Annotated in this window: 22 protein-coding genes and 1 riboswitch; of the genes, 9 read left to right on the forward strand and 13 right to left on the reverse strand. The window is 34.6% G+C overall.

The annotated features are described in order from the left end of the window. Both DNC80_RS06280 and DNC80_RS06285 read right to left on the reverse strand, forming a co-directional pair. A partial coding sequence (locus DNC80_RS06280) for a hypothetical protein (RefSeq protein WP_182650170.1) occupies positions 1-1,351 on the reverse strand: 1,351 nt, incomplete at its 3' end. Beyond that, entirely contained in the window at positions 1,338-1,712 is a 375-nt protein-coding gene (locus DNC80_RS06285; RefSeq protein ID WP_182650173.1) for a hypothetical protein, read from the reverse strand. The genes DNC80_RS06280 and DNC80_RS06285, both read right to left, overlap by 14 nt. A gap of 303 nt (positions 1,713-2,015) precedes the next feature. On the opposite strand from DNC80_RS06285, the gene DNC80_RS06290 reads away from it, so the two are divergent. The 4 genes from DNC80_RS06290 to DNC80_RS06305 all read left to right on the forward strand — a co-directional run bounded on the left by DNC80_RS06290 (position 2,016) and on the right by DNC80_RS06305 (position 7,254). Continuing rightward, complete coding sequence (locus DNC80_RS06290) at positions 2,016-2,459, forward strand: YafY family protein (protein ID WP_220485208.1); 444 nt, start codon at positions 2,016-2,018, stop codon at positions 2,457-2,459. Between the two features lie 472 nt (positions 2,460-2,931). Next, the gene (locus DNC80_RS15975; protein WP_255493180.1) at positions 2,932-3,228 is read left to right on the forward strand and encodes a hypothetical protein; all 297 of its coding nucleotides are present in this window, start codon (positions 2,932-2,934) and stop codon (positions 3,226-3,228) included. Between the two features lie 173 nt (positions 3,229-3,401). Next, complete coding sequence (locus tag DNC80_RS06300; protein ID WP_182650174.1) at positions 3,402-5,549, forward strand: TonB-dependent receptor; 2,148 nt, start codon at positions 3,402-3,404, stop codon at positions 5,547-5,549. Between the two features lie 100 nt (positions 5,550-5,649). Continuing rightward, complete coding sequence (locus DNC80_RS06305) at positions 5,650-7,254, forward strand: PepSY-associated TM helix domain-containing protein (RefSeq protein WP_182650176.1); 1,605 nt, start codon at positions 5,650-5,652, stop codon at positions 7,252-7,254. A 60-nt stretch (positions 7,255-7,314) separates the two neighbouring features. On the opposite strand, the gene DNC80_RS06310 is transcribed toward DNC80_RS06305, so the two are convergent. The 4 genes from DNC80_RS06310 to DNC80_RS06325 form a co-directional block, all read right to left on the reverse strand. Next, on the reverse strand, positions 7,315-7,848 hold the full coding sequence (locus tag DNC80_RS06310; RefSeq protein WP_182650178.1) for a DUF4252 domain-containing protein: 534 nt from the start codon (positions 7,846-7,848) through the stop codon (positions 7,315-7,317). 1 nt (position 7,849) lies between these two features. Beyond that, entirely contained in the window at positions 7,850-8,449 is a 600-nt protein-coding gene (locus DNC80_RS06315; protein ID WP_182650179.1) for a DUF4252 domain-containing protein, read from the reverse strand. 61 nt (positions 8,450-8,510) lie between these two features. Next, on the reverse strand, positions 8,511-8,972 hold the full coding sequence (locus DNC80_RS06320) for a hypothetical protein (RefSeq protein ID WP_182650182.1): 462 nt from the start codon (positions 8,970-8,972) through the stop codon (positions 8,511-8,513). Next, positions 8,959-9,468: an RNA polymerase sigma factor gene (locus tag DNC80_RS06325; RefSeq protein WP_182650184.1), complete on the reverse strand. Its 510-nt coding sequence runs from the start codon at positions 9,466-9,468 to the stop codon at positions 8,959-8,961. The genes DNC80_RS06320 and DNC80_RS06325 overlap by 14 nt, the downstream gene beginning before the upstream one ends. 118 nt (positions 9,469-9,586) lie before the next feature. On the opposite strand from DNC80_RS06325, the gene DNC80_RS06330 reads away from it, so the two are divergent. Together DNC80_RS06330 and DNC80_RS06335 are read left to right on the forward strand one after the other, a co-directional pair. After that, on the forward strand, positions 9,587-11,035 hold the full coding sequence (locus tag DNC80_RS06330) for a S41 family peptidase (protein ID WP_182650186.1): 1,449 nt from the start codon (positions 9,587-9,589) through the stop codon (positions 11,033-11,035). Positions 11,036-11,218: 183 nt separating this feature from the next. Then, positions 11,219-11,839, forward strand: a complete 621-nt coding sequence (locus tag DNC80_RS06335; RefSeq protein WP_182650188.1) for an N-acetylmuramoyl-L-alanine amidase — start codon at positions 11,219-11,221, stop codon at positions 11,837-11,839. A gap of 79 nt (positions 11,840-11,918) precedes the next feature. Here the strand turns inward: DNC80_RS06335 and DNC80_RS06340 are convergent, their stop codons facing one another. The 6 genes from DNC80_RS06340 to DNC80_RS06365 all read right to left on the reverse strand — a co-directional run bounded on the left by DNC80_RS06340 (position 11,919) and on the right by DNC80_RS06365 (position 18,096). Continuing rightward, positions 11,919-13,829 (reverse strand): TonB-dependent siderophore receptor, encoded by a 1,911-nt coding sequence (locus DNC80_RS06340; protein ID WP_255493181.1) that lies wholly within the window; start codon positions 13,827-13,829, stop codon positions 11,919-11,921. A gap of 74 nt (positions 13,830-13,903) precedes the next feature. Next, positions 13,904-14,174: riboswitch (cobalamin riboswitch) on the reverse strand. Positions 14,175-14,214: 40 nt separating this feature from the next. Further along, a complete protein-coding gene (cobC, locus tag DNC80_RS06345; RefSeq protein ID WP_182650190.1) occupies positions 14,215-14,751 on the reverse strand; it encodes an alpha-ribazole phosphatase in 537 nt (178 codons plus the stop codon). After that, positions 14,736-15,536, reverse strand: a complete 801-nt coding sequence (locus DNC80_RS06350) for an adenosylcobinamide-GDP ribazoletransferase (protein WP_182650192.1) — start codon at positions 15,534-15,536, stop codon at positions 14,736-14,738. Before DNC80_RS06350 ends, cobC begins: the two co-directional genes overlap by 16 nt. A gap of 32 nt (positions 15,537-15,568) precedes the next feature. Beyond that, positions 15,569-17,251: a nicotinate-nucleotide--dimethylbenzimidazole phosphoribosyltransferase gene (gene cobT / locus DNC80_RS06355; protein WP_182650194.1), complete on the reverse strand. Its 1,683-nt coding sequence runs from the start codon at positions 17,249-17,251 to the stop codon at positions 15,569-15,571. Next, positions 17,248-17,763: a bifunctional adenosylcobinamide kinase/adenosylcobinamide-phosphate guanylyltransferase gene (gene cobU / locus DNC80_RS06360; RefSeq protein WP_182650197.1), complete on the reverse strand. Its 516-nt coding sequence runs from the start codon at positions 17,761-17,763 to the stop codon at positions 17,248-17,250. The genes cobT and cobU overlap by 4 nt, the downstream gene beginning before the upstream one ends. A 78-nt stretch (positions 17,764-17,841) precedes the next feature. Further along, a complete protein-coding gene (locus DNC80_RS06365; RefSeq protein WP_182650199.1) occupies positions 17,842-18,096 on the reverse strand; it encodes a cysteine-rich CWC family protein in 255 nt (84 codons plus the stop codon). Positions 18,097-18,169: 73 nt separating this feature from the next. Between DNC80_RS06365 and DNC80_RS06370 the strand changes: the two genes are divergently transcribed. The 3 genes from DNC80_RS06370 (at position 18,170) to DNC80_RS06380 (ending at position 21,195) form a co-directional block, all read left to right on the forward strand. Further along, positions 18,170-19,312, forward strand: a complete 1,143-nt coding sequence (locus DNC80_RS06370; RefSeq protein ID WP_182650201.1) for an ABC transporter substrate-binding protein — start codon at positions 18,170-18,172, stop codon at positions 19,310-19,312. Between the two features lie 69 nt (positions 19,313-19,381). Then, a complete protein-coding gene (locus DNC80_RS06375) occupies positions 19,382-20,413 on the forward strand; it encodes an iron ABC transporter permease (RefSeq protein ID WP_182650202.1) in 1,032 nt (343 codons plus the stop codon). Next, the gene (locus DNC80_RS06380) at positions 20,413-21,195 is read left to right on the forward strand and encodes an ABC transporter ATP-binding protein (RefSeq protein WP_182650204.1); all 783 of its coding nucleotides are present in this window, start codon (positions 20,413-20,415) and stop codon (positions 21,193-21,195) included. Before DNC80_RS06375 ends, DNC80_RS06380 begins: the two co-directional genes overlap by 1 nt. 66 nt (positions 21,196-21,261) lie before the next feature. On the opposite strand, the gene DNC80_RS06385 is transcribed toward DNC80_RS06380, so the two are convergent. Then, the gene (locus DNC80_RS06385) at positions 21,262-21,723 is read right to left on the reverse strand and encodes a tRNA (cytidine(34)-2'-O)-methyltransferase (protein WP_182650206.1); all 462 of its coding nucleotides are present in this window, start codon (positions 21,721-21,723) and stop codon (positions 21,262-21,264) included. Positions 21,724-21,753: the final 30 nt, after the last annotated feature.

Here is a 21,753-nt window from a genome sequence, read left to right on the forward strand (position 1 = left end):
TGACAGTTACGTTATTATTTTCTTTTAAATACCTTACTCTAATCGTTATCTCAAATAAATCCTTTAACTCAATACTTTTAAATTCTTTTTCTAAAATTTTCGTTAATTGTTGGGATAAAATATTACAATCTACTTTTTTAAAAAGAATATTTAAAAAAGCTTCTAAAATATTCATCCCATTTCTTTCTTCAATTATTTCAATAGATTTTAAATAATGATTAAATATATCAACTACTTCATTTACTTTATCATTTAGACAAAATAAAGCAGACTTAACTATAAAAAATTCACTAGATAAAACATCTTGAGATTGTTCATATTCAATAATACATTCTAATGATTTTACGTAATCTTTTTTATGATTTAATATTTGGCAAAAGCTAAAGGTGTAAAACCAATATGGTTTAGGAGTATTAGAATAATCATTTAATATGTCTTGATAATAATTTTCATTATTAGTTAATAGGTATCCGAAATAATTGTAATAAAATTTTTGATGTGATATTGAATCTTTAATTTCGGTATCGCTTAACTTAGATACGTATAATCCAAGTAAATTAAATACTTTTTCCATAAGCGGATTATCCTCGACAATAAAATGCTCTCCACAAATATATTTGGAAGGATAATCATGTAATACTTTATTTATTGACAAATCAATTGCAATTCTCCAAGCTTCAAGATTGTCGAAAGTAACTTCGTTATACTTTTCAAAAGCAATATCTAACACTAAATCATACTCTGATAAATTCTCTAAAAAACTTAGATTTTCAGTTGCTATTATGTGGGAAATAATACTCAATCTAAAATTATAATTTTCAATAACAACTGCCGGAATAAAACTTAAAAAATTCTTCACATCATTGGAAGTAACAGCTTTTACAAACCAAGCAGACTTATTATATTCATCAATTTGAAGAATTTCTTCTGCTTTAACTAAAGCTTTTGCAATATCATTTAAATTCAAATATTCAACACAGGCTCTTTCTCTAAAACTATTCTCAGTTGGATTTAAGTTAGATGCTTTTATATAATCCTCAGCTGAATTTTCTTTTTTATATTCATCCAGTTCTCTTTTACAAGCACCTTTTAAAAATAAAATTTTACTTAAAATTTTATTTTTATCTTTTATTTCTATTTCAACAACTCTCTTTTCCAAATCATTTAATAATTCTAAAGCTGTTTTAGCTTTAAACGAATTGATTAATTGCTCAATGTTTTTTAGTTGCTCCCTAAAATCTGAAAGTAAATAATTTAAACCATCAATAACATTCGTAATATAATTATTCCCTAATTGAATTGGACCTCCTCCACTTTCTATATTTCCAAAATTAGCATTATAAATTCCCATAATTATCCCCTAATTGAATATTTCCACCACCACTGTTTATATTGCCTGTATTGACATTTTTACTATTAGTAATTGTACTCTCAACTTTTGGAAGCTTTTCTAAAATCTCTTTTAAAAACTTTTCAAATTCAGGATTATCTTCAATAGAGTTTTCAATTATTGCTTTAGCAATATTTTGTTTTTCTTTATTTTCAGGCTCTTGTTGCAATTCTAATAATGCTTTCTTTGGTTTATCATCTTTAAAAAATAAAGTTTTAAACCAGTTTATTGTACCTTCGGATATACTCTCAAATCCCTTTTCAGTAAACTTTTCAATTCCTTTTTTACCTAATTCAATTAAAAAAGGTGTAATAATTGCCATCGTAACTGGTTCCATAATATTGCTTTATTTGTTTATACTTATACTTTTAAAAACCTTCCAACTCCTCACTCCTCTTCTACCCACTTCCCAAACCACTCATATTCTCAAGACTAATTAGAACTAACTCTCTTGTATTCTATTTTCCATAAGGTATTTCTCAAAAATAATAAAAACAAATTACAAAAACAGCGTATAAATACCTGTTTTTGTAATTAAAATAACCCAAACTGTTTTCCCAATTTAAACTACAAAGTTTTATGATTCTTAAGGGAGGAAACGGTATTTCATTTTCATGGATTTATATTGAAAGAATTCAACAACAGATGGTTCTTGATAGGAAGAAGAAAGAAAAACCACCCCATAACTAATTTGGCACTGGATAGAATCATTGCTATTGACTATGATTTTAATATGCCTCATTTAAAAGAAAATTTTAATGCGGACACGTATTACAAAAATGTGGTGGGAGTGACTGTAAATACGGGTTTGAGTCCCAATCGATTTGAACTCTGGATTGATGCCCTAAATGCTCCTTATGTACTTACTAAACCCATGCATAATTCACAAAGGTTGATCAAACAAAATGAAGACGGCAGCATTATTATTAACTTATTTGTGATTCCAAATTATGAATTAGCACGTATTTTTCTTGGTTTTGGCAGTGGTCTTGAAGTGATACGACCTGAATATTTCCGCAATCAAATGAAAAGTGTTATTCAAAAATCTCTAGCGCGCTATGCCGAATAACACTTTTCAATGTCTCTCTCAATTAAAATATATAAAGTACAATAAGGGATAGCAACAACGCGCATTTTACAGATAAAATAAATGCTCCTAAGTAAAAGTAAAAACCTTCATTTTTTTTTGGAACGGGTTTGCAACTGAATAAAGTACTCATGGTTTTAATTTATTTTTTGTTTTTTCTAAGATGTAATGTTACGTGTAAAAAAACGCTTACACAATACCCACTTTTAGTGATATTTAAAAAATGTTTTTTGAAATTACTAGTATTACATCTTGACTTGATTGCTTGTTAAAGTTCTGAAAGGACATCTTGATGCACCAAGAAAATATTAACGTTTGTGATTTCTTTAATTTGTCTTGATGCGTTACTTTTGCAGTAGTAAAAAACAGAGTGAAAAAAGTTTGTATCATACTATTATCTTGTATTGTTCTAATGCCATCCTTGGGTAACTTTCTCACGTACGTGAACTTTAAATTGAATCAAGTTGAAATTGCCAAAACCATTTGTGTGCAACGCAAAATGGTTTTTAATAGTTGTAACGGACGTTGCGAACTGCAAAAAAGTTTAAAACGCTACACTGATAATGAGAAACGCATGCAAAATAATCTGAAAGAAAAAACAGATTTAGTTTATGTTCGCGAATTGATCTCCAATGAATTTGCGCTTGTGGAGCCTATTCTTCCAATTGTAAAAATCAGTACCACCGAAGCAAAAAAAACAGCTTCCTTTTCGACCTTCACTTTTCGCCCTCCCGCTTATTTGATTTCATAAGGACTGCCCTATTTTTTAGCATTTGCAACAAACAACTCTGAACTATTAGTTCTGGGTCACTGTGCAATTGTACTACTAGCTCCTTACCATATTGCAACCTATTTACTAAGCATTAGACTAGTATTCAGGTTTGTATTTCACTGAAATAAGATCCTTTTTACCATTCAAAAAAAATGAAAAATATACTTTTTGTAATGCTATTGGCATTACAAGTTGGATTTGCGCAACAAAAAATCCAAATAGATACTGCTGCGGTCGAAAACCTAAACGAAGTCGTAATTACCGCCAACCGTGGCAAGGCCAAACGAAGTGAAGTGCCAATGGCAATTTCTAAACTATCTACAAAACTCATTCAAGAAACCAAAGCGACTTCTGCTTTCGAAATTGTAAATAAAACACCAGGCGTCATGATGACGAATCTAGGCAACGAACAGCACGGAATGTCCATCAGGCAACCTATGGGTTTGAGTCCGTATTATTTGTATCTCGAAGACGGCTTGCCCATTCGACCACTCGGGGTTTTCAACCACAATGCGTTGCTTGAAATGAATCCGTTTAATTTACAAAATCTAGAAGTGATCAAAGGACCCGCTTCGTCGCTTTACGGTCCAGAAGCTGTGGGAGGAACAGTAAATTTTATTACTGTAAAACCAAGCCGCGATCCCGAGTTTAAAGTAGGGATTCAAGCAGATCAATACGGCTATCGCAACCTGCAAGCCTTTGGCAGCGCTACCGTAGGTAAATTTTCGTTTGCTATTTCGGGTGTAAGCACAGACCAAACTAACAGTTGGCTCACTTTTTCTGATTACAACAAAAACAATTTGAACGCTAAATTCCAATATAATTTCAGCAATAGTCTCCGTTTGATTAGCAGTACTTTTTACAGTCAATACTACTCGGACATGACGGGCAGCGTGAACGAACAAGACTTTAAAAGCCGTTCGTACAAAAGTACAACCGATTTTACCTACCGAAAATCAGAGGCTTTGCGCAGCCGTTTAACACTTGAAAAAGAGTGGTCTGAGAACAGTCAAACGGTTGTAACAGTTTACCACCGAGACAATAAATTAGGACAAAATCCAAGCTACGGCATTCGATGGAATCCTACTCCATCAGCAACCAACGACCCTACAAAAGCAACTGGCGAAATCAATTCGAACGATTTTAAAAGTTACGGAATCGTAGCGCAGCACACGCAAGGATTTTCGTTTTTAAACTCTAAACTAATCGCCGGAACTACTTACGATAGGTCACCAAACGATTATTTTTCGCACCAAATTAAACTACAAGCAAACCGAAATCCGGATGGAAAGACGGTAAACAAGTATCAAATTTTAGAAGTTCGACCAGACTTACGCATTTCGAATTACAATGCCACCATTTACAACAATTCAGGCTATGTGCAATACAATTTTCAACCGCTTTCAAAAGTAACAGTAACCACAGGGGCGCGCTACGACTACATCAAAATTGATTACACTAATAACATCAATGCTAGTTCGGGAGCCAAAACCTACGATCAACTTACCTTTAAAGCGGGTATCAACTACAATCCGCTTACTAACGTTGGCTTGTATGCCAATTATTCTCAAGGATTTTCACCGCCATCAGTAACCACTTTATTCCGGCCAAAACCTGGAGTTACGCCCGTACAATTTTACACGGATCTCGATGCGGCACATTTTTCAAACTACGAAATTGGCGGTTATAGCAATTTACTAAAAAACAAGTTGACACTAGATTTTGCCTTGTATGTACTTGATGGTCGCAATGAATTATTGAGCATTCGCCAACCTGACAATTCAACCGATACCCAATCAGCTGGAAAAACAAGCCATAGAGGAATTGAACTTGGACTACAATACAATCCGTCCTCACAGCTTGCATTTCGCCTTGGCGGAACCTATGCGCGCCATGAATTTATCGACTTTACTGTTTCCAAACGAAGCACCGATGCGGTTCAAAAACTCGACGGCTTTGACATGCCGAGCGCACCGCGATGGATTGCTAATTCTGAGCTCAATTACTATCCAAAATGGTTCCCTAACTTCCGTGCAGCGCTAGAGTGTCAGTACGTATCAAGCTGGTTTCAAAACCAAATCAATACTGTTTCCTACGCGGGTTACACCCTTTTTAATGCTCGATTAGGCTACCGCTACAAACAAGTTGAATTTTTTACAAATATCATGAACTTGACCGATAAATTGTATGCTACCAATGTCTCTCGGGGCAATGCCACAATTGATCAGGCTACGTATACCGCCGCCGCACCCCGCATTTTCATGATGGGATTGCAGTACAATTTATCGTTAAAAAAATAATTATCAGGAGCTTATCCGGCTATCCGCTTTATCTTTTTTGAGGCCAAAAAAAGGCCTCAAAAAAGGATATCGCTCCTATCCGGGCTAAAAAAAACACAAAATGAAAAAAGAAAATCAAAAGGCATCTACACGAAAAAAAGATTCCAAATGGATCAAAAAAATCAAGCAGCACGTCTACGCGTGGCACCGAACTTTTGCCATAATTACAATTATTCCCGTTATCTTTTGGACACTTTCAGGAATCATGCATCCGTTTATGGCGCATTTTTTCAAACCCGAAATCGCCAATCAAGAACTACCACAAACCATCATCAAGCCGGGTCAATTGCCATTGACGTTGAAAGAGGTTTTACAAAAAAACCAGCTCAAAACGTTCAAAAACTTTCGCCTTGTAAACCTGAACCATAAAACCTATTATCAAGTAAAAACCGAATCAGGAGCCCTACTGTATTTTGACGCAACCAGTGCTCAAAAACTTGAAAACGGTGATCAAAAATACGCCGAAGTTCTAGCGCGTTACTTTTTACAAGACAGCACCAGCAGCATTTCAAACAGCAAAGTCCTCACGGAATTCACCAGTCAATACAAATACGTCAACCGCTACTTGCCCGTATACCAACTGAGTTTTGATCGTGACGATGAAATGCAAGTTTACGTAGAAACCGCCTCAAGTAAACTAGCTACTTTCAACCCGAAATCGCGTCAAATTTTTATTTGGTTCTTCGATACCTTTCACAATTGGTCCTTTATTGATGCGATTTCTAATAACAGTTTACGCATCATAATCATGATTTTACTTTTGTCTGTCATCTCTTTTTCAGCAATAAGCGGACTCTTGATTTACGGTCTTTTCTGGAAACAATTCAAAAAAAGTGATGCGCTTGATCCCAAAAAAGGCATCCGCCGATACCACCGACAAATCGGGATTTGGATTTCATTATTTACCTTAACCTTTGCGTTTAGCGGTGCCTACCATGCCACTACCAAATGGGATCCGTACACGCTATCGCAAATGGTGTACGGACCTAGCTTTAAAACCGAAGTACTTACAACTTCACTTACTGATTTAAAACTAGATTGGAATCGGTTTGAAAATGCAACTATGATAGCATTTCAAGACAGTTTGTACTACCGTTGTCAACTACTTCCTAAGCAAGCAGCAAAGACCAATACAGCCATAAGCGCACCCGAATCAAAATGGGAAAAGAAAGACAAACAACCGCTAGAAATAGTTTACATCAACGCACAAACCAATCAAATCACGCCTAATCTGGATGTGAAATATGCTGAATTTTTGGCTCATTATTTTACAGGTGGCGCACCAAAAGCCGCTTGTTGCGAAATGATCCCTGAAACTGATGAACCTGAAACTTCTTTACAAAACGCAAAATTGGTTGAAACTAAAACCATTTACGAATTTGAAAGTCGCGAGTATGGGTTTGTAAACAAGCGTTTGCCTGTGGTAAAACTTGCTTATGACACACCAGAAAATACTACTTATTTTATAGAAACAGCCACCTCAAGATTAGCCGCAAAAGTAGAAAACGCAGATAAAAGAGAAGGTTATTCTTTTGCAATTCTACACAAATTTTTGTTTTTAGATTGGGCGGGCAAAAATGTGCGTGATGCTGCAATGATTTTGGCCGCACTTGCAATTTTAATAGTGAGTATCCTGGGATTGATTCTATTTATCAAAAAAAGATAAGTCTAAAAAAAAGCGTCATCAACAAGAGTTCATGACGCTTTACTTTTTTTGTAGCAATAATTATTTCATTAATTGCTGTAAGGGTTTTAATTGAGCCATATCAATATTTGATTGTTGTAACACACTCATCATGGTCATAACAGCCGTGGGATTCATGTCGTCACCTGTCACACGTACAACGGCAAAACCATTTTCATTCTTATTGGCAAAAAAAATAAACTCTTCAATATGCTCATCAGTACCCACAAAACTTACTGAAGCGCCTTCTTTACCTGAGCCAAATTTCATCAATTGCTGGTACTTTTTGTCCTTTAAAATTAGATTTACTTTTGCGCGCTCTGCTTCAAATTCGGCTTTATTTGTCGCATTAGCATTAAAAGCTAAGATGTTCATTTTATCAAAAGATTGTAAAGCCTCGGTTTGAGCTACAGATAACTTAGCCTTGTCTACATTCAATATTTCGGGAGAAACATCTAAGGCAATAAAATTTTTATCTTCTGAATGTTCTACAAAATATTTTTGCAAAGACGGCTCGTTGTTGCAACTTACCAAAAATAAAGCCAGTAGTGCGGGAATTCCGTATCGTAGTTTCATCTTACTTTTTACCTTTACTTGCTTTTTTCAAATCGTCGCCACCTGGAATGCGCATTTTATCGGTCAACACTGAAATTTCATTCAAATCAAAGTCCCCAGTCAATGACATTAAAACAGTATCTTCATTTTTTGCTCCTTCAATAAACATCAACAACTCACGTATCTGTGTATCTCCAGCACCTGATTTTACAAGGATTTTTACATTTCTACCATTATCATTTACTCGCATTAACTCTTCTAAACCCGCTGTTTTAATGTACTTATCAGCTGCTAGTTTCATTTCGCCCTCTACGCGAGTACTCTTGGTTGTAAAAACCCTCAAGTTGTCTAATTTTTTAATTAAAGCTAAGTATTGCTGCATTTCTTTATCGGATGCATCCATCTTTACTTTGCTCATTAAGTCAAACATTTTTTTGTTGACAATAAATGACTTGACCTCTACTTGACCGTCAAATTTGTCAAATGCTGTTTGTGCAAAAAGTGAATTTGTGGCCAAAAAAAGCGCCAGTGTTACCACAATTTTTGTAAATGTCTTTTGAATAGTGCTAAAAGCTTTTGTGTTCGTTGTGCTCAATGGCACCTTTTGATTGATTGATTTCATGATATAAATGATAATTAATGATTAAATGTGAACTGAAAAAGGCTAGCGTTTTTTAACTGCCTTATTTTCTTACTGGTTTTTTAAATACTTTATTTTTTGCAATTTGATACTCCTCTAGATATAGTACACTTTCTATGCCAACATTAATATTATTCGATAATAAAGACAAGGCTTTTTGTGTAGCTTCAAAGGCAACTTTGGGATCCTCATAGGTTCCTAAATCTGACTTTGGTGGCGTAGTATCAGTATTTAAAAAAGCATAGCTTCCTACTCCTACAGCAACGACTACAGAAGCTGCAATGGAAAGCCATAATACAGGCCTTTTTTGTTCATAAAAAGGAACAATACGGGTAAACTGCTCTTTTTTTGACTGATCAAGACCCTTAAAAAAATGTTGGTATTGTATTAAATGTTGTGCAACATCGCTTGAAGAAAAATAAATACTTAATTCATTCTCTTCGGCAATACTTGTTACACCTTCAAAGTATTTTTCTAAAAGTGTCTCAATTTTATTGATTTCCATGGGTGTGTGTCTTTATAATGTATTCCCTAATTATTTTTCGCGCTCTAGAAAGTGAAACTCGTACTGCGCTTTCTTTCATTTGTAACAATGAAGCAATTTCTTCAAACTCGTATTGCTCTACATCGCGTAATTGAACAATAATGCGTTGCTGTTCAGGTAATTGAGCTAAACAAGTATCAACCCACTTAAGACTATCTTGATCTTCTAATTTTTTTTCAAGACTTGGTGCAGTATCTACATAATTAGAATGAACTAATGATTCATTATTAGCTCGTTTTGATTTCAGTTGATCCAAACAAAAATTCTTAGTCATGGTCATTGCAAATGCCTCAACGCTACCGTACTTATTTAAAGAATCATTTTTTGACCACAACTTAGTCAAAACCTCTTGCGTTGCGTCTTCGGCCTCCTCTTTACTGAGCAATAATCGCTTGGCTAGCCTAAAGACTTTGTCCTTAAATGGAGAGATCAAGACTACAAATTCGCTTTGGTTCATACACGTTTTACTAACAACTTATAGATACAAGACGATTGAAAAGTTATTTTGTAACATAAATTATTAAATTAAAACTAAAGTTAGTATTTTTACGTTAATAAGGATATAAACCAAACCTATGAAAACCTACTTTAAAATTCCCCTACTGTTACTCATTACACTTTTTGTGCTACAAGGGTGTCAAGACAATGACGATGTAGCAGCTCCAGCTACACTTGAAATACAAGATTTTGTCTGGAAAGGCATGAATCAATACTATTTATGGACAGATGAAGTTCCCAATCTTGATGAAACAAGATTTGCAGATCAGACCAATTTAAATAATTTTTTACAAACTTTTAATACCCCAGAAAGTTTATTTGAAGCGCTTCGGGTAGACGCTAACAAAGACAGATTCAGTTGGATTGTTGATGATTATTTAGAGCTAGAAGGACAATTTCAAGGAACTACTAACAATAACGGAGTTGAGTTTGGTTTAAGCAGAAAATCAACTGGCTCATCAGAAATTTTCGGATTTGTACGCTATATTATTCCGGGTTCTAATGCAGCTACTAAAGATATTAAAAGAGGAGATGTTTTTACAGCAGTGAATGGAACTCCACTTACAGTAAGTAATTATCAGTCTTTACTTTTTGGATCTAATAATGATTATACGCTTAACATGGCTGATATATCAGGAGGCGCATTTGTAACTAATGGAAAAAACATAGCCCTTACAAAAACAGTCTTAACAGAAAATCCTATTTTGGTAAACAAAGTAATTACTTCAGGTACACACAAAATAGGGTATTTGATGTACAACGCTTTTACAGCAAATTTTGACACGAAATTAAACGAAGCTTTTGCTTCATTAAAGTCAGAAGGTGTTACAGATTTGGTTCTTGATTTGCGTTACAATGGCGGAGGATCTGTGCAAACAGCAACACGTTTAGCAAGTATGATTACAGGACAGTTTAAGGGTAAGGTATTTGCAAAACAACAATGGAATAAGGAAATCAATGATTACTTTGAGTCAGAGAATCCTGATGCTTTATATAATTATTTTACTGATAAAATAGATAATGCCGCAATCAATAGTTTAAACTTAACCAAAGTTTATATTCTTACAAGTGCAAGTTCAGCATCTGCAAGTGAGCTAGTAATTAACGGATTAGAACCACACATCAACGTGATTCAAATAGGTGATGTTACCGTTGGGAAAAATGTAGGTTCAGTAACCTTGTATGACTCTCCAGGATTTGGATCAGACAACAGAAATCCAAAGCACAGATATGCTATGCAACCTATTGTATTAAAAATTGTTAATTCGGTTGGTTTTGGAGATTATCAAAATGGTTTACAACCTGATTTCTTGCAAAAAGAAACTATAAGTACCCTGGGCGTTTTAGGAGATGTTGATGAACCTTTATTGAAAACTGCAATTGCAAAAATTACAGGAACAGGTCGTCTTATATCTCAAAAACAAAGAGCTGATTATGAAGAATTCAGTAGCTCACAAGCCGTAAACGGATTGAACCAAATGTATATTGAAAAAGCTCCTGAAGGATTGCTAAAAGCATTAGAATAAAAAATTTAGAACTTAATTTTTTGCCACAAATTTGAAGATCCAACCCTTTGAATTTGTGGCATTTTTTTTATCTATTTTACAAAATGATTGCTAAACAATCTTTTATGTAAAATAATTTAAAAGCATGCAATAATTAGTGGTTTTTGTAAGTTTATATAGATTAACTTCTAAAACTGAAAACCAATGAAAAAAGCTATTCCTTTCTTTTTAGCTTGCGCTACTATGGTATCGCTAGCATTTGTAAAACCAAGTGTAGAGAACAACAAGCAAATTCACGTAGTTATTGATGCTGGGCATGGCGGTACTGATTTTGGTGCCACTTCAATTACTAGTACCGAAAAGCAAATTGTAGAACAGATATCTAAGAAAATAAAATTTTTAAATAAAAATGAGAATGTAACAATCCATTTTACTCGAAATGATGACCAATTTGTATCCCTCTCCGACCGTGCAGATTTCATCAATAAAATTAAACCCAACTTAGTTATATCCTTACACGTCAATCAAAGTCGCAATGAAGTAAAATCAGGAATGGAGTTTTATGTGGCTAATGAGTCATTAGTTAACGATCAATCAATTGAAATCGCTAATGAATTGCGCACTAAATTTTTACAAAGTAATGTGGTAGCTCCATCTGAAATTAAAAAAGCACCTTTTTTAATTTTAAAAAAATCAGTGTCACCTGCAGTACTCATTGAACTAGGTTACCTTTCAAATTCATCTGACAGAGCCTACCTGACTGATGATAAGAAACAAGATCAAATTGCTACTACAATCCTCTCATTTGTAGCTGATTTAAAATAAAACAAATAATAACAAAAAAGCGAGACGTTCATCACTGAGTCTCGCTTTTTTTTCCAATTTAACAAACAATTATTTTCAATTAAAATAGAAAATTCATTCCTATTTTAAAGTTTCTTCCACGTGTAGCGTAACCTCTAGACTCTACAAAATCCTTGTCCAAAATATTATCAACCGCCCCAAAAAGATTAAGACGGTTTTTAATCAATTCATATCTAATATTAGTGTTTATTAATTGATAATCTTTAAGAAAATCAACATTTAAAACGGGATCAAATGTAGGAGCTGGATATGTTGTAAACTCTACATAACGAGTAGATACAAATTGATATGAAAAATTCAAGGCTAATCTTGAAGTAGCTTGAATATCTACATTAGCGTTCACTTTCTGTTTTGGATTTAAAACACGAGATTGTTTTTCAAGCTCTGTAAAGGTATAATTTGCATTGAACTTAATTTTATCTGTAAAGGAATAACCAATCATTGTTTCGAATCCTTGTACCTTATTTTTTCCTAATACATTAAAATATTTATAAGTAACCAAGTCAAATCCTATGGCATCTGTCTCTTCTCTTTGAAAACCTACTGCATTAATCACCAATTTTTTATTTAATACACTCCAATCAAAACCAAACTCGGTAGTGACATCATTTTCTGGAGCTAAATTTAAATCTCCGTACGGAGAGTACAATTGATATAAACTAGGAGCTACAAATGCTGTGCTGTAGGATGCCAGCAATTTAAGATTGCTAGAAAGATTAAAAGATGGATTAATGTTGTACACCAAATTATTACCGTATTTACTATGTATATTGTAACGTAAACCCGCATTTAAGTTTAACCCAAAATCCGAATTATATACTGCTGTAGCATAAGGATCGATCATGTTAAACTTTGCAACATCAGTAGTAATGGCGTCATATTGACTTGTATTTGACATTTCATGAAACTGAAATTGTGCTCCTGTTACTAAAAATAACTGTGATGAAAACTCGTATTTGTTGAATGCATCTACATTTACACTTCTTGATTTAGCCAAAAACAGAGAGTTAAAGCTAAAATTATCTCTTTCAATCACATTTCCTGCAGCATTTACAACAAACTCTCCTTTATTGTATTTGTATTTTGGCGTAAAGCCAGCTCTAAATTGTCTAGAAGCACTATAATTGTTGAGATCATCAGCAAAAGAACCTGAATCGAAATCATTTTTTAATTTGTCATAATTTGCAAAAAAATCAACCGAAAAACGTTCTGTAGATTTGATTCCAATTTTGATCACGGAGTTGATTCTTGAAAAACCATCTTTCTCAAATTCAGTATTTGAATTTACGGGTTTGGCTTCAGAGATTCCGGTAGTTTCAGTACTATTTAGCGAAGCAAAATAGTTTACTTTTTTTCCGCCACCATTAACAACAAATCCTTGACTAAAATCTTGTACATTATAATTTGGATTTTTTGCAGTGGTTTGTGTTCCCATATTCACATATGCATTACCAGCGATAGCTTTTTTAGCTGCTTTTTTCAAAGTAATATTAATCACTCCTGTAGCAGCTCCAGAACCATAAAGCGTACTTGATGCCCCTTTCATGATTTCAATACTTTCTATTTGCTCTATGGGTAAAAGTCTTAAATCATACGATAAACTAATACCTGACGCATCTGTAACTGGCACACCATCAATTAAAATTAAAACTTGATGGTTTCTTCCACCTCTAATGTAAATTCCTAAATCTTTACCATTACGGCTTTGATTGCCATTGATTTCAACACCTGCCACAGTACTAAGTACGGCTGCCAGTGATTGTCCCGACTTCTGTTTTAAGTCATTGGCCGTAATTTTCACAATAACTTTCCCGGATTTTTCTTTGGATAAAGCAAATTTTGAATCAGATACGACTACCTCATTCAATTGTTCTGACTCTTGTTCTTGTGCATACGAATTCATAGCAAAAAACAACGCAATCGCACTCATGCGAATGATCTTTTTTTTCATTTTAATAATGTAAAATTTAGTAAATGGGAGAAAAGCATAGAATGACCCATACCCAAACTTTTTTTCCCGAAAGTTTGATACTCTGTGCAATAGGCAGGTCTCCTGGCTCGCGTCTTGATGTTGACCTTCTCATCCGCCGCGGCGGACAATGGTATTGTAGATAACATCAATCTTTATAGCTTACAGTTGCGGGTACAGCGCTAGCTTTTTGAAGGTGGAATTTCCCATAGTAATTTCACCTTATAAATTGTGAAAAAAACTAAAGAAAATGCTTTTCAATCACTTTCTTCCCTTTTAATGCGATTCGAAAATAATCAAATCACAACCTCATTACGCCAGCAAAGATAAAATTATAATGAGAAAATCACCAAAAAAAATGATAATTTTATAAAGTAAGACGTACAACAGCGCCAAAATCTACTTTATTCTGAAAAGCATCTTGTAAGGGCAAGCCAGAAACTGCACACAAAAAGCTCCTAATAACCCCTCCATGTGCTACAATTATAATGGGTTTTGTGGTAGCGGAATCCAGTGTATTTTCCATGAAATCCAATACTCTATTATGGAGGTCTAAAAATGATTCGCCGTTTGGTACAGAAACATTGACAAAATCAGTCATCCATGGGGTGAAAACGTCGGGTGGAATGCTGTCCCAATTTTTCAACTCCCAATCGCCAAAATTCATTTCCATCAATCGTTCATCCAGCGTCACATTTGCAATAGCGAAATTATTTTGAATGTGTTTTGCTAAAATGGTACAACGCTGTAAAGGACTCGAAAAAAGTAATGCATCCTGCGGCAATTGCTTTAAAATAGCATCAAAAACAGCTTCATAAGGCGTCGCAATTTCAACATCAGATTGGCCGTAGCAAATTCCTTTTTCGCAAACGGTCTCGGTATGTCTAACTAAATAAATTTCCATAATGCACTAATTGAAAGATAAAAAATAACTTCACAAACTTGTTGTGTGGCTCCTAGACAATCTCCGGTGTAGCCGTCAATCCATTTTTGAAAATAACGGGCTAGAAAAAATCGAGTAAGAAATATTGGTACTAAAACCAAGAGAAATGCTATTTGATAAAAAGACATCACAATCAGTGGAAGCAATCCAAAAAATGCTGCTCCAATAACCTCTTTACTTGAGAAACTTTGAGCAATGGGCTTGCTTTTACTAGAAGCATCCTCACGAGAATATTCATGCGTAAAAACAATTGATATTGCAGCAAATCTACTAAGAGCATGTCCTGTTATAAAAACTAATAAAAAAGTGAAAAATGCATGGTAGTTTGTAAATAGCGATTCACTTTTGACTATAGTGACTAGACTCATAAACTTTAGCAAAAAAAGCAACACCAAACCAATTGCGCCATAAGCACCGATAGCGCTATCTTTCATAATGGTCAAAATCTTAGTTTTGGTCCAACCACCGCCAAATCCGTCACACACATCTGCAAAACCATCTTCATGAAAAGCACCAGTAATCAATATGCTTGCAATCATCGAAAGGACAATACCAATCTCAGCATTCCACAACCAAGAGGCCGCAGCATAGACTATAAAAGCCATAGCACCCACAATCCAACCAATTAAAGGGAAATATCGGGATGCCTTGTTTAAATAATCCGGGTTATGATCGATATTTTTAGGACACGGAATACGGGTATAAAACATCAATGCTGTAAAAAATATGTGTACTTCTTTTTTCATTTTTATGCTTTAGCTAAGCCAAATTTATAATATTAATTTGTGTTTTTAGAGTCTACTTGAGCCGATTCAAAACTGGCCATATCGTTTAAAAAAGCAACTGCCGATTCCAAAATGGGAAGAGCCAGAGCACAACCCGTACCCTCTCCCAAACGTAAATCAAGTTGCAACACTGAACGAACGTTAAAAAAATCAAGAATTTTTTGGTGTGCTTGCTCTGCTGAGGAGTGGCAAAAAATAGCATTTTCTAAAACCAATTTGTTTTTAGTGTAAGCCACTAAAAAAGCTACTGAACTTATGAATCCATCTACAAGAATGAGCATATTCTCTACTTTTGCTTTTAGCATTCCGCCTGCCAGTTGCATGATTTCGAATCCTCCAAAATAAGCAAGTAAACTCTCTAAATCTTGTGGCCCATTATAATTTTCGCTACATTTTTCCAGAATTGCAATTTTATGTTGCAGTTGGGTATCATTTATCCCTGTGCCTTTACCCACGCATTCAGAAACCGGCAGATTCATCAAAACACTCATCAAAAGTGAAGCTGTAGCGGTGTTCCCAATTCCCATTTCGCCAAAACCAATGCAATTAGACCCATTTTTAGCAATCGCAGCCACAACATCACTCCCTTTTTTAAAACATAGTTCTAGTTCTATTGCACTCATTGCAGGTCCTTGTAAAAAAGACTGAGTACCCATTGCTATTTTGTTTGAAATCAGTTTTGTGTTAATAGGAAAATCATAATTTACGCCAGCATCTACAATAGACAGTTCAATGTTGTGCTGCTTGCAAAATACATTAATTGCTGCTCCACCCGCTAAAAAATTAGTCACCATTTGCCTAGTAACATCTTGCGGATAAGCACTAACTCCATGATTTGCTATTCCATGATCAGCAGCAAAAACTACTATATTGGGGTTTCGTATTTGGGGTTCAAGAGATTGAAAAACGGTGCCTATTTGCAAAGCCAGTTTTTCTAAGATACCCAATGAACCGGTAGGCTTAGTCTTAGAATCGATCTTTTCTTGAAGTTGTTTTGCTAGTATTTCTATTTCAAAACTTGTAGATTGCCATGAATTTTTTTCAGATTTAATATGATGTAAAACTGAAATTTCTTCAACTAAAGGAATTTTTGACTTTTGTTTCCAATTGAGTAGTTGCAGCATGGGCTGGTTTTCATAATTTGTAGCTGGTTTGCCAACACAAAAATATCCCAAAGGCTCCATGTGTTCTGGTAATCCTAGAATGGTTTTGAATTGGTGGTAATTTAATATTGACACCCATCCCATGGAATATCCTTGTTCTGTTAGCGAAAGCCAAATGTTTTGAGCCGCACAAACCGCACTAAATTTTATAGATTCATTACTTCCTACTGTACCTATTGTAAAATTATTGAGTACAGATCTGTCATAAGCTATTACTAATCCCACGGGAGCTTCCTCAATAGCTTCTAGCTTTAAGGCCTTGTAGGTTTCTTTTTGAGTTTCATCATCGGTTAAGTTTATTGCTTTTTTATCATATTCTAAAAACAATTCTTTAATTGCATGCTTGATTTGGGGAGACTTAATCAAGAAATATTTAGTCGCATCAGTGAGTCCTACAGATGGTGCGTAATGACCTGCCTGCAAAGCTTTTTGAAGAACTTTATCAGGAACTTCATCGTTAGTAAAATGACGTGTATCTCTGCGAGATTGTATAATTTCTTCTAAATGAGTCATGGAGCTTTTTTAATTTCAACGGGTATTCCAGATACCATCAACACAACGGTATCTGCCGTTTTAGCAATATACTGGTTCATCCATCCTTGCAACTCTGTGAATTTTCTACCTATAGCGGTATCAGCATGAAGGCCCATTCCTATTTCATTAGTAACTATGATAATGGTAGTGTTTTGTTGTTTTGCAAGAGCATCAATTTCAGCTTTTGCTTGTTCCAGACACTGAGAAACATCATTTTTAGTATCCACAAAAAAATTAGTTAACCAAAGCGTGACACAGTCTATTACGGCTACTTTACCTGTAAAATCAATTTCACTTAAAAACTTTTCTTTTTCAATGTTGACCCATCGTTCGTCTCTGTCTTTTTGATGCCTGTCAATTCGTTCTTGAAAATTAGCATCCCATTTTCTAGCAGTTGCTACATATATAGGATTGCTGGAACGTTCTTTGGCTAAACTTTCAGCATAACTGCTCTTTCCTGAACGTTCACCACCAGTTATTAAATATATCATTCTTTGTTTCTTTCTTTATAAAATTCTTTTTCTACTTTCAAATGGAAAATCAGTACTGTATCCCAGACCCTTTTTACTTCAATCTAACTTTTTGTTAGTCACTATTTTTGTTGATGCTTTTTCATTACTACTATCTTTTTGAAATTGCAAACTCCTTTCTAGGCAAGAAGGACACATACAATCTTTTTTAACATCTGATACATGCACCACAGGAAAATCATAACACCAGCAAGTAACACAACTGTTTTCAACAAGACATAAAAAAGCCGCTCCACAATTTGAACAACTTTTATTTGTTGGCTTATTCATGATGTAAATATAGTATTTGTTCAATTTTTTACTACCAAAAATAAACAAGAAATTTTATAATTTTAATTTACCTTTGCGTCAAGCGAAAAATTAAGCCATGAGAATTTCCATACAGCGCACCCTTTTTATTGTGATGATTTCAATTTTTATTGGATGTAATAAAAAAGAAACTACCACTGCAATTGATTCCACCACTGCTGCAAACAGCATTGAATACGCCTCAGGACTGGCGATACATAAATGCAAAGGATTCTCCATAGTTACGGTGTCAAACCCTTGGCCTGAAGCCAAAAAAAAATTCACCTACGTACTGCGAGAAAAAAATAGTATTGTACCCGATAGTTTAAAGAAACATCCTATAATACAAGTACCATTACAATCTATTGTTGTGACCTCAACTACAATAATTCCGTTTCTAGAAATGCTCCAAGTAGAACAAAAACTTACGGGTTTTCCGCATACCAATTATATATCATCTGTTAAAACCAGAAAGCGTATTGATGCTGGATTAGTTAAAAATTTAGGTCAAAACGAAAAATTAAATGTAGAACAACTCATTGAGCTAGAGCCAAACTTAATTGTAAGCTTTGGCATAGACAACAATAATCCTACACTCGATAATTTACAAAAAAGCGGTCTTAAAGTACTTATTCAAGCCGACTGGATGGAGCAAACACCACTAGGAAAAGCAGAATGGCTGAAATTGTATGGCGCCTTATTTGGAAAAGAAAAAGAAGCCAAAATCATCTTTGATACCATAGTAAAAAACTACAAAGAAGCACAACAATTGGTAGCTCAAAAAAAATCAACCTCAACAGTATTGTATGGTTCTATGTACCAAGAACAATGGTATATAGCAAGAGGAAACAGCTGGGTAGCGCAGTTTATGATGGATGCAAAAGCAAATTATTTATGGGCTGACATTAAAGGTACAGGAAGTTTAAGTCTACCATTTGAAAAAATTTTAGAAAAAGCAAGAACTGCTAAATATTGGATTGCAACAGGCTCTTTTAACACCAACAAAGAGTTTGAAAACAGCAACCCGCATTACAATCAATTTGACGCCTTAAAAGCTAAAAATGTATATACTTTTGAGAGTAAAGTGGGACCAACTGGAGGAACTGTCTATTATGAATTAGCAACAAGCCGTCCTGATTTAGTTTTAAAAGATTACATTAAAATATTTCATCCAGAATTATTACCAAATTATACTTTTACTTTTGCCGAAAAATTAAAGTAATAAGAACTATATCGATACTTGAAATTTTACATTAAAAAAATAAAGGGTTTTTACTCTAAAAAATAAGCGTTGGATACACACAAACGAAATACCATTTTATTCTTTTTTTTTGCTACCGTACTTGTGCTATTGTTTTTTATGAACATTAGTTTTGGATCCATATCCATTCCGTTTAAGGATGTGGCAACGAGTCTAACGGGAGGTCAAGCTAGCAAAACAACATGGGAATATATCATCATGAATTACCGCTTGCCAAAAGCCATAACCGCAATTCTTGCAGGTATGGGGTTGTCCATAAGTGGCTTATTAATGCAAACTTTGTTTAGAAATCCTCTAGCAGGACCTTATGTATTGGGTTTAAGCTCAGGTGCCAGTTTGGGGGTAGCGTTTGTAATTCTGGGTGCAGGAATGCTTCCGGCTTTCTTAACTCCTTTTTTACTTTCGGCGTACGGCGTAGTTATTGCCTCTACAATAGGAAGTTCATTAGTCTTACTTGCAGTTTTATTTGTTTCACAAAAACTAAGAGATACCATGGCCATACTCATTGTAGGGCTTATGTTTGGGAGTTTTACCAGTGCCATTGTTGGAGTATTATCATATATGAGTACCGCTGAGCAATTACAAAAATTCACGTTTTGGTCTATGGGCAGTTTGGGAAATTTATCTTGGCCATCCGTATTTGTGCTGGCTGTTTGTGTAATTATAGGGCTTTTTTTGAGTGTGGTAAGCATAAAACCATTGAATGCTTTATTACTTGGCGAAAATTATGCCCGCAGTTTAGGTTTAGATTATCAAAAATCAAGATTGATCATCATTGTTGCTACTAGTATTTTAGCCGGCAGCATTACAGCATTTGCTGGACCAATAGCTTTTGTAGGACTTGCTGTGCCACATTTAGCCAAGTTGATTTTTCAAACTAGCAATCATACCATACTATTTTGGAGTACTTTAATTTTTGGAGGTAGTATCATGCTCATTTGTGATTTACTTTCAGAAATACCAAGCTTGAATCTTAGCTTACCCATAAATGCCATCACGTCCATTATCGGGGCGCCAATGGTCATTTGGCTCTTGGTTCGAAAACAAAAAATGATAGGCTAATGGAACACTCAATACTACTAGAAGCATCAAAAATTAGCATTGGTTACTCTCATAAAAAAGAGTTGGTTGTGGTTGCCGCTGATGTTTCAATTGCATTAAAAACAGGCAAGCTCATTGCACTTATTGGTTCAAATGGGATTGGGAAATCAACTTTATTAAAAACCATTACAGGCATACAAAAACCTCTATCTGGAGAAGTTTTATTGCTTCAGAAAAATATTTCTTCCTACAATTCTTTGGCTTTGGCCAAAAATTTAAGCATTGTACTTACAGAGAAACTTCCGCCAAGCAATTTAACTGTCTATGAGCTAATTGCTTTAGGACGGCAACCGTACACCAACTGGATAGGTAAATTATCTTCAGAGGATAGTGACAAGATCAAGGAAGCAATGCAATTGACGAAAATTTCTCATTTGGCTGATAAAAAGCATTATGAAATAAGTGACGGACAATTGCAAAAAGTATTAATTGCAAGAGCATTAGCACAAGATACCCCACTAATCATTCTGGATGAACCCACCACGCACCTGGATTTACTTCATAAAGTGGCGCTATTAAAATTGCTGAAAAAACTAACACATGAAACAGGTAAATGCATCTTGTTCTCTACTCATGACATTGATATGGCGATACAAATGAGCGACGAAATGATTATTATGACTCCTGAAAATGTAGTACAAGATGAACCCTGTAACTTGATCAAAAAAGGAAGTTTTAATACCCTTTTTAAAGATGAACATATTGTTTTTGATACTGAAAAAGGGAAGTTTGTGATTTCCTAGCAAGCCCTCTAACCCCTATTTTCAAAATTTTACCGACTAAAAATCCCTTGTTACTCAGGGTGCACATTAGACAATCAACCCAATTTGCCTTTTCGCCTCTCCTACTACAAAAGCAACAGAATTAGCAATATTAAAACTCCTTATTAAAGGTGACATTGGGATTTTAAGTTGATTTTCTTTGGCAAACAAATCCAATACTTCTTGGCTCAAGCCCACACTTTCTTTGCCAAAAACCAACCAATCACCATCTTGAAATTCGATATTCAAATAAGAATGGGCTGCATGTGAACTCATTAGAAAAACTCTTGAAGTATCTGGAATTACTTTCATCCACTCTGCGACATTTTGGTATTCCGTAACATCAAGATGCACCCAATAATCTAGTCCGGATCGTTTGAGGTTTTTATCATTGATAACAAAACCAAAAGGATGAATCAGGTGCAAACGACTTTCAGTACCCACACACAATCGACCTATATTTCCAGTATTATTTGGAATTTCAGGTTCTACTAAAACGATGTTTAACATTTTATACTTTATTAAAAGATTTAAAAATTA

The sequence above is a fragment of the Flavobacterium sp. SOK18b genome (genome assembly GCF_014156605.1).
GTDB classification, from domain to species: domain Bacteria; phylum Bacteroidota; class Bacteroidia; order Flavobacteriales; family Flavobacteriaceae; genus Flavobacterium; species Flavobacterium tiangeerense.

Coding starts and splice junctions, on each gene's coding strand:
- DNC80_RS06285 (WP_182650173.1), bottom strand. CDS start 1,712: ATGGCAATTATTACACCTTTTTTAATTGAATTAGGTAAAAAAGGAATT.
- DNC80_RS06300 (WP_182650174.1), top strand. CDS start 3,402: ATGAAAAATATACTTTTTGTAATGCTATTGGCATTACAAGTTGGATTT.
- DNC80_RS06305 (WP_182650176.1), top strand. CDS start 5,650: ATGAAAAAAGAAAATCAAAAGGCATCTACACGAAAAAAAGATTCCAAA.
- DNC80_RS06310 (WP_182650178.1), bottom strand. CDS start 7,848: ATGAAACTACGATACGGAATTCCCGCACTACTGGCTTTATTTTTGGTA.
- DNC80_RS06315 (WP_182650179.1), bottom strand. CDS start 8,449: ATGAAATCAATCAATCAAAAGGTGCCATTGAGCACAACGAACACAAAA.
- DNC80_RS06320 (WP_182650182.1), bottom strand. CDS start 8,972: ATGGAAATCAATAAAATTGAGACACTTTTAGAAAAATACTTTGAAGGT.
- DNC80_RS06325 (WP_182650184.1), bottom strand. CDS start 9,468: ATGAACCAAAGCGAATTTGTAGTCTTGATCTCTCCATTTAAGGACAAA.
- DNC80_RS06330 (WP_182650186.1), top strand. CDS start 9,587: ATGAAAACCTACTTTAAAATTCCCCTACTGTTACTCATTACACTTTTT.
- DNC80_RS06335 (WP_182650188.1), top strand. CDS start 11,219: ATGAAAAAAGCTATTCCTTTCTTTTTAGCTTGCGCTACTATGGTATCG.
- DNC80_RS06340 (WP_255493181.1), bottom strand. CDS start 13,829: ATGAAAAAAAAGATCATTCGCATGAGTGCGATTGCGTTGTTTTTTGCT.
- cobC (WP_182650190.1), bottom strand. CDS start 14,751: ATGGAAATTTATTTAGTTAGACATACCGAGACCGTTTGCGAAAAAGGA.
- DNC80_RS06350 (WP_182650192.1), bottom strand. CDS start 15,536: ATGAAAAAAGAAGTACACATATTTTTTACAGCATTGATGTTTTATACC.
- cobT (WP_182650194.1), bottom strand. CDS start 17,251: ATGACTCATTTAGAAGAAATTATACAATCTCGCAGAGATACACGTCAT.
- cobU (WP_182650197.1), bottom strand. CDS start 17,763: ATGATATATTTAATAACTGGTGGTGAACGTTCAGGAAAGAGCAGTTAT.
- DNC80_RS06370 (WP_182650201.1), top strand. CDS start 18,170: ATGAGAATTTCCATACAGCGCACCCTTTTTATTGTGATGATTTCAATT.
- DNC80_RS06380 (WP_182650204.1), top strand. CDS start 20,413: ATGGAACACTCAATACTACTAGAAGCATCAAAAATTAGCATTGGTTAC.
- DNC80_RS06385 (WP_182650206.1), bottom strand. CDS start 21,723: ATGTTAAACATCGTTTTAGTAGAACCTGAAATTCCAAATAATACTGGA.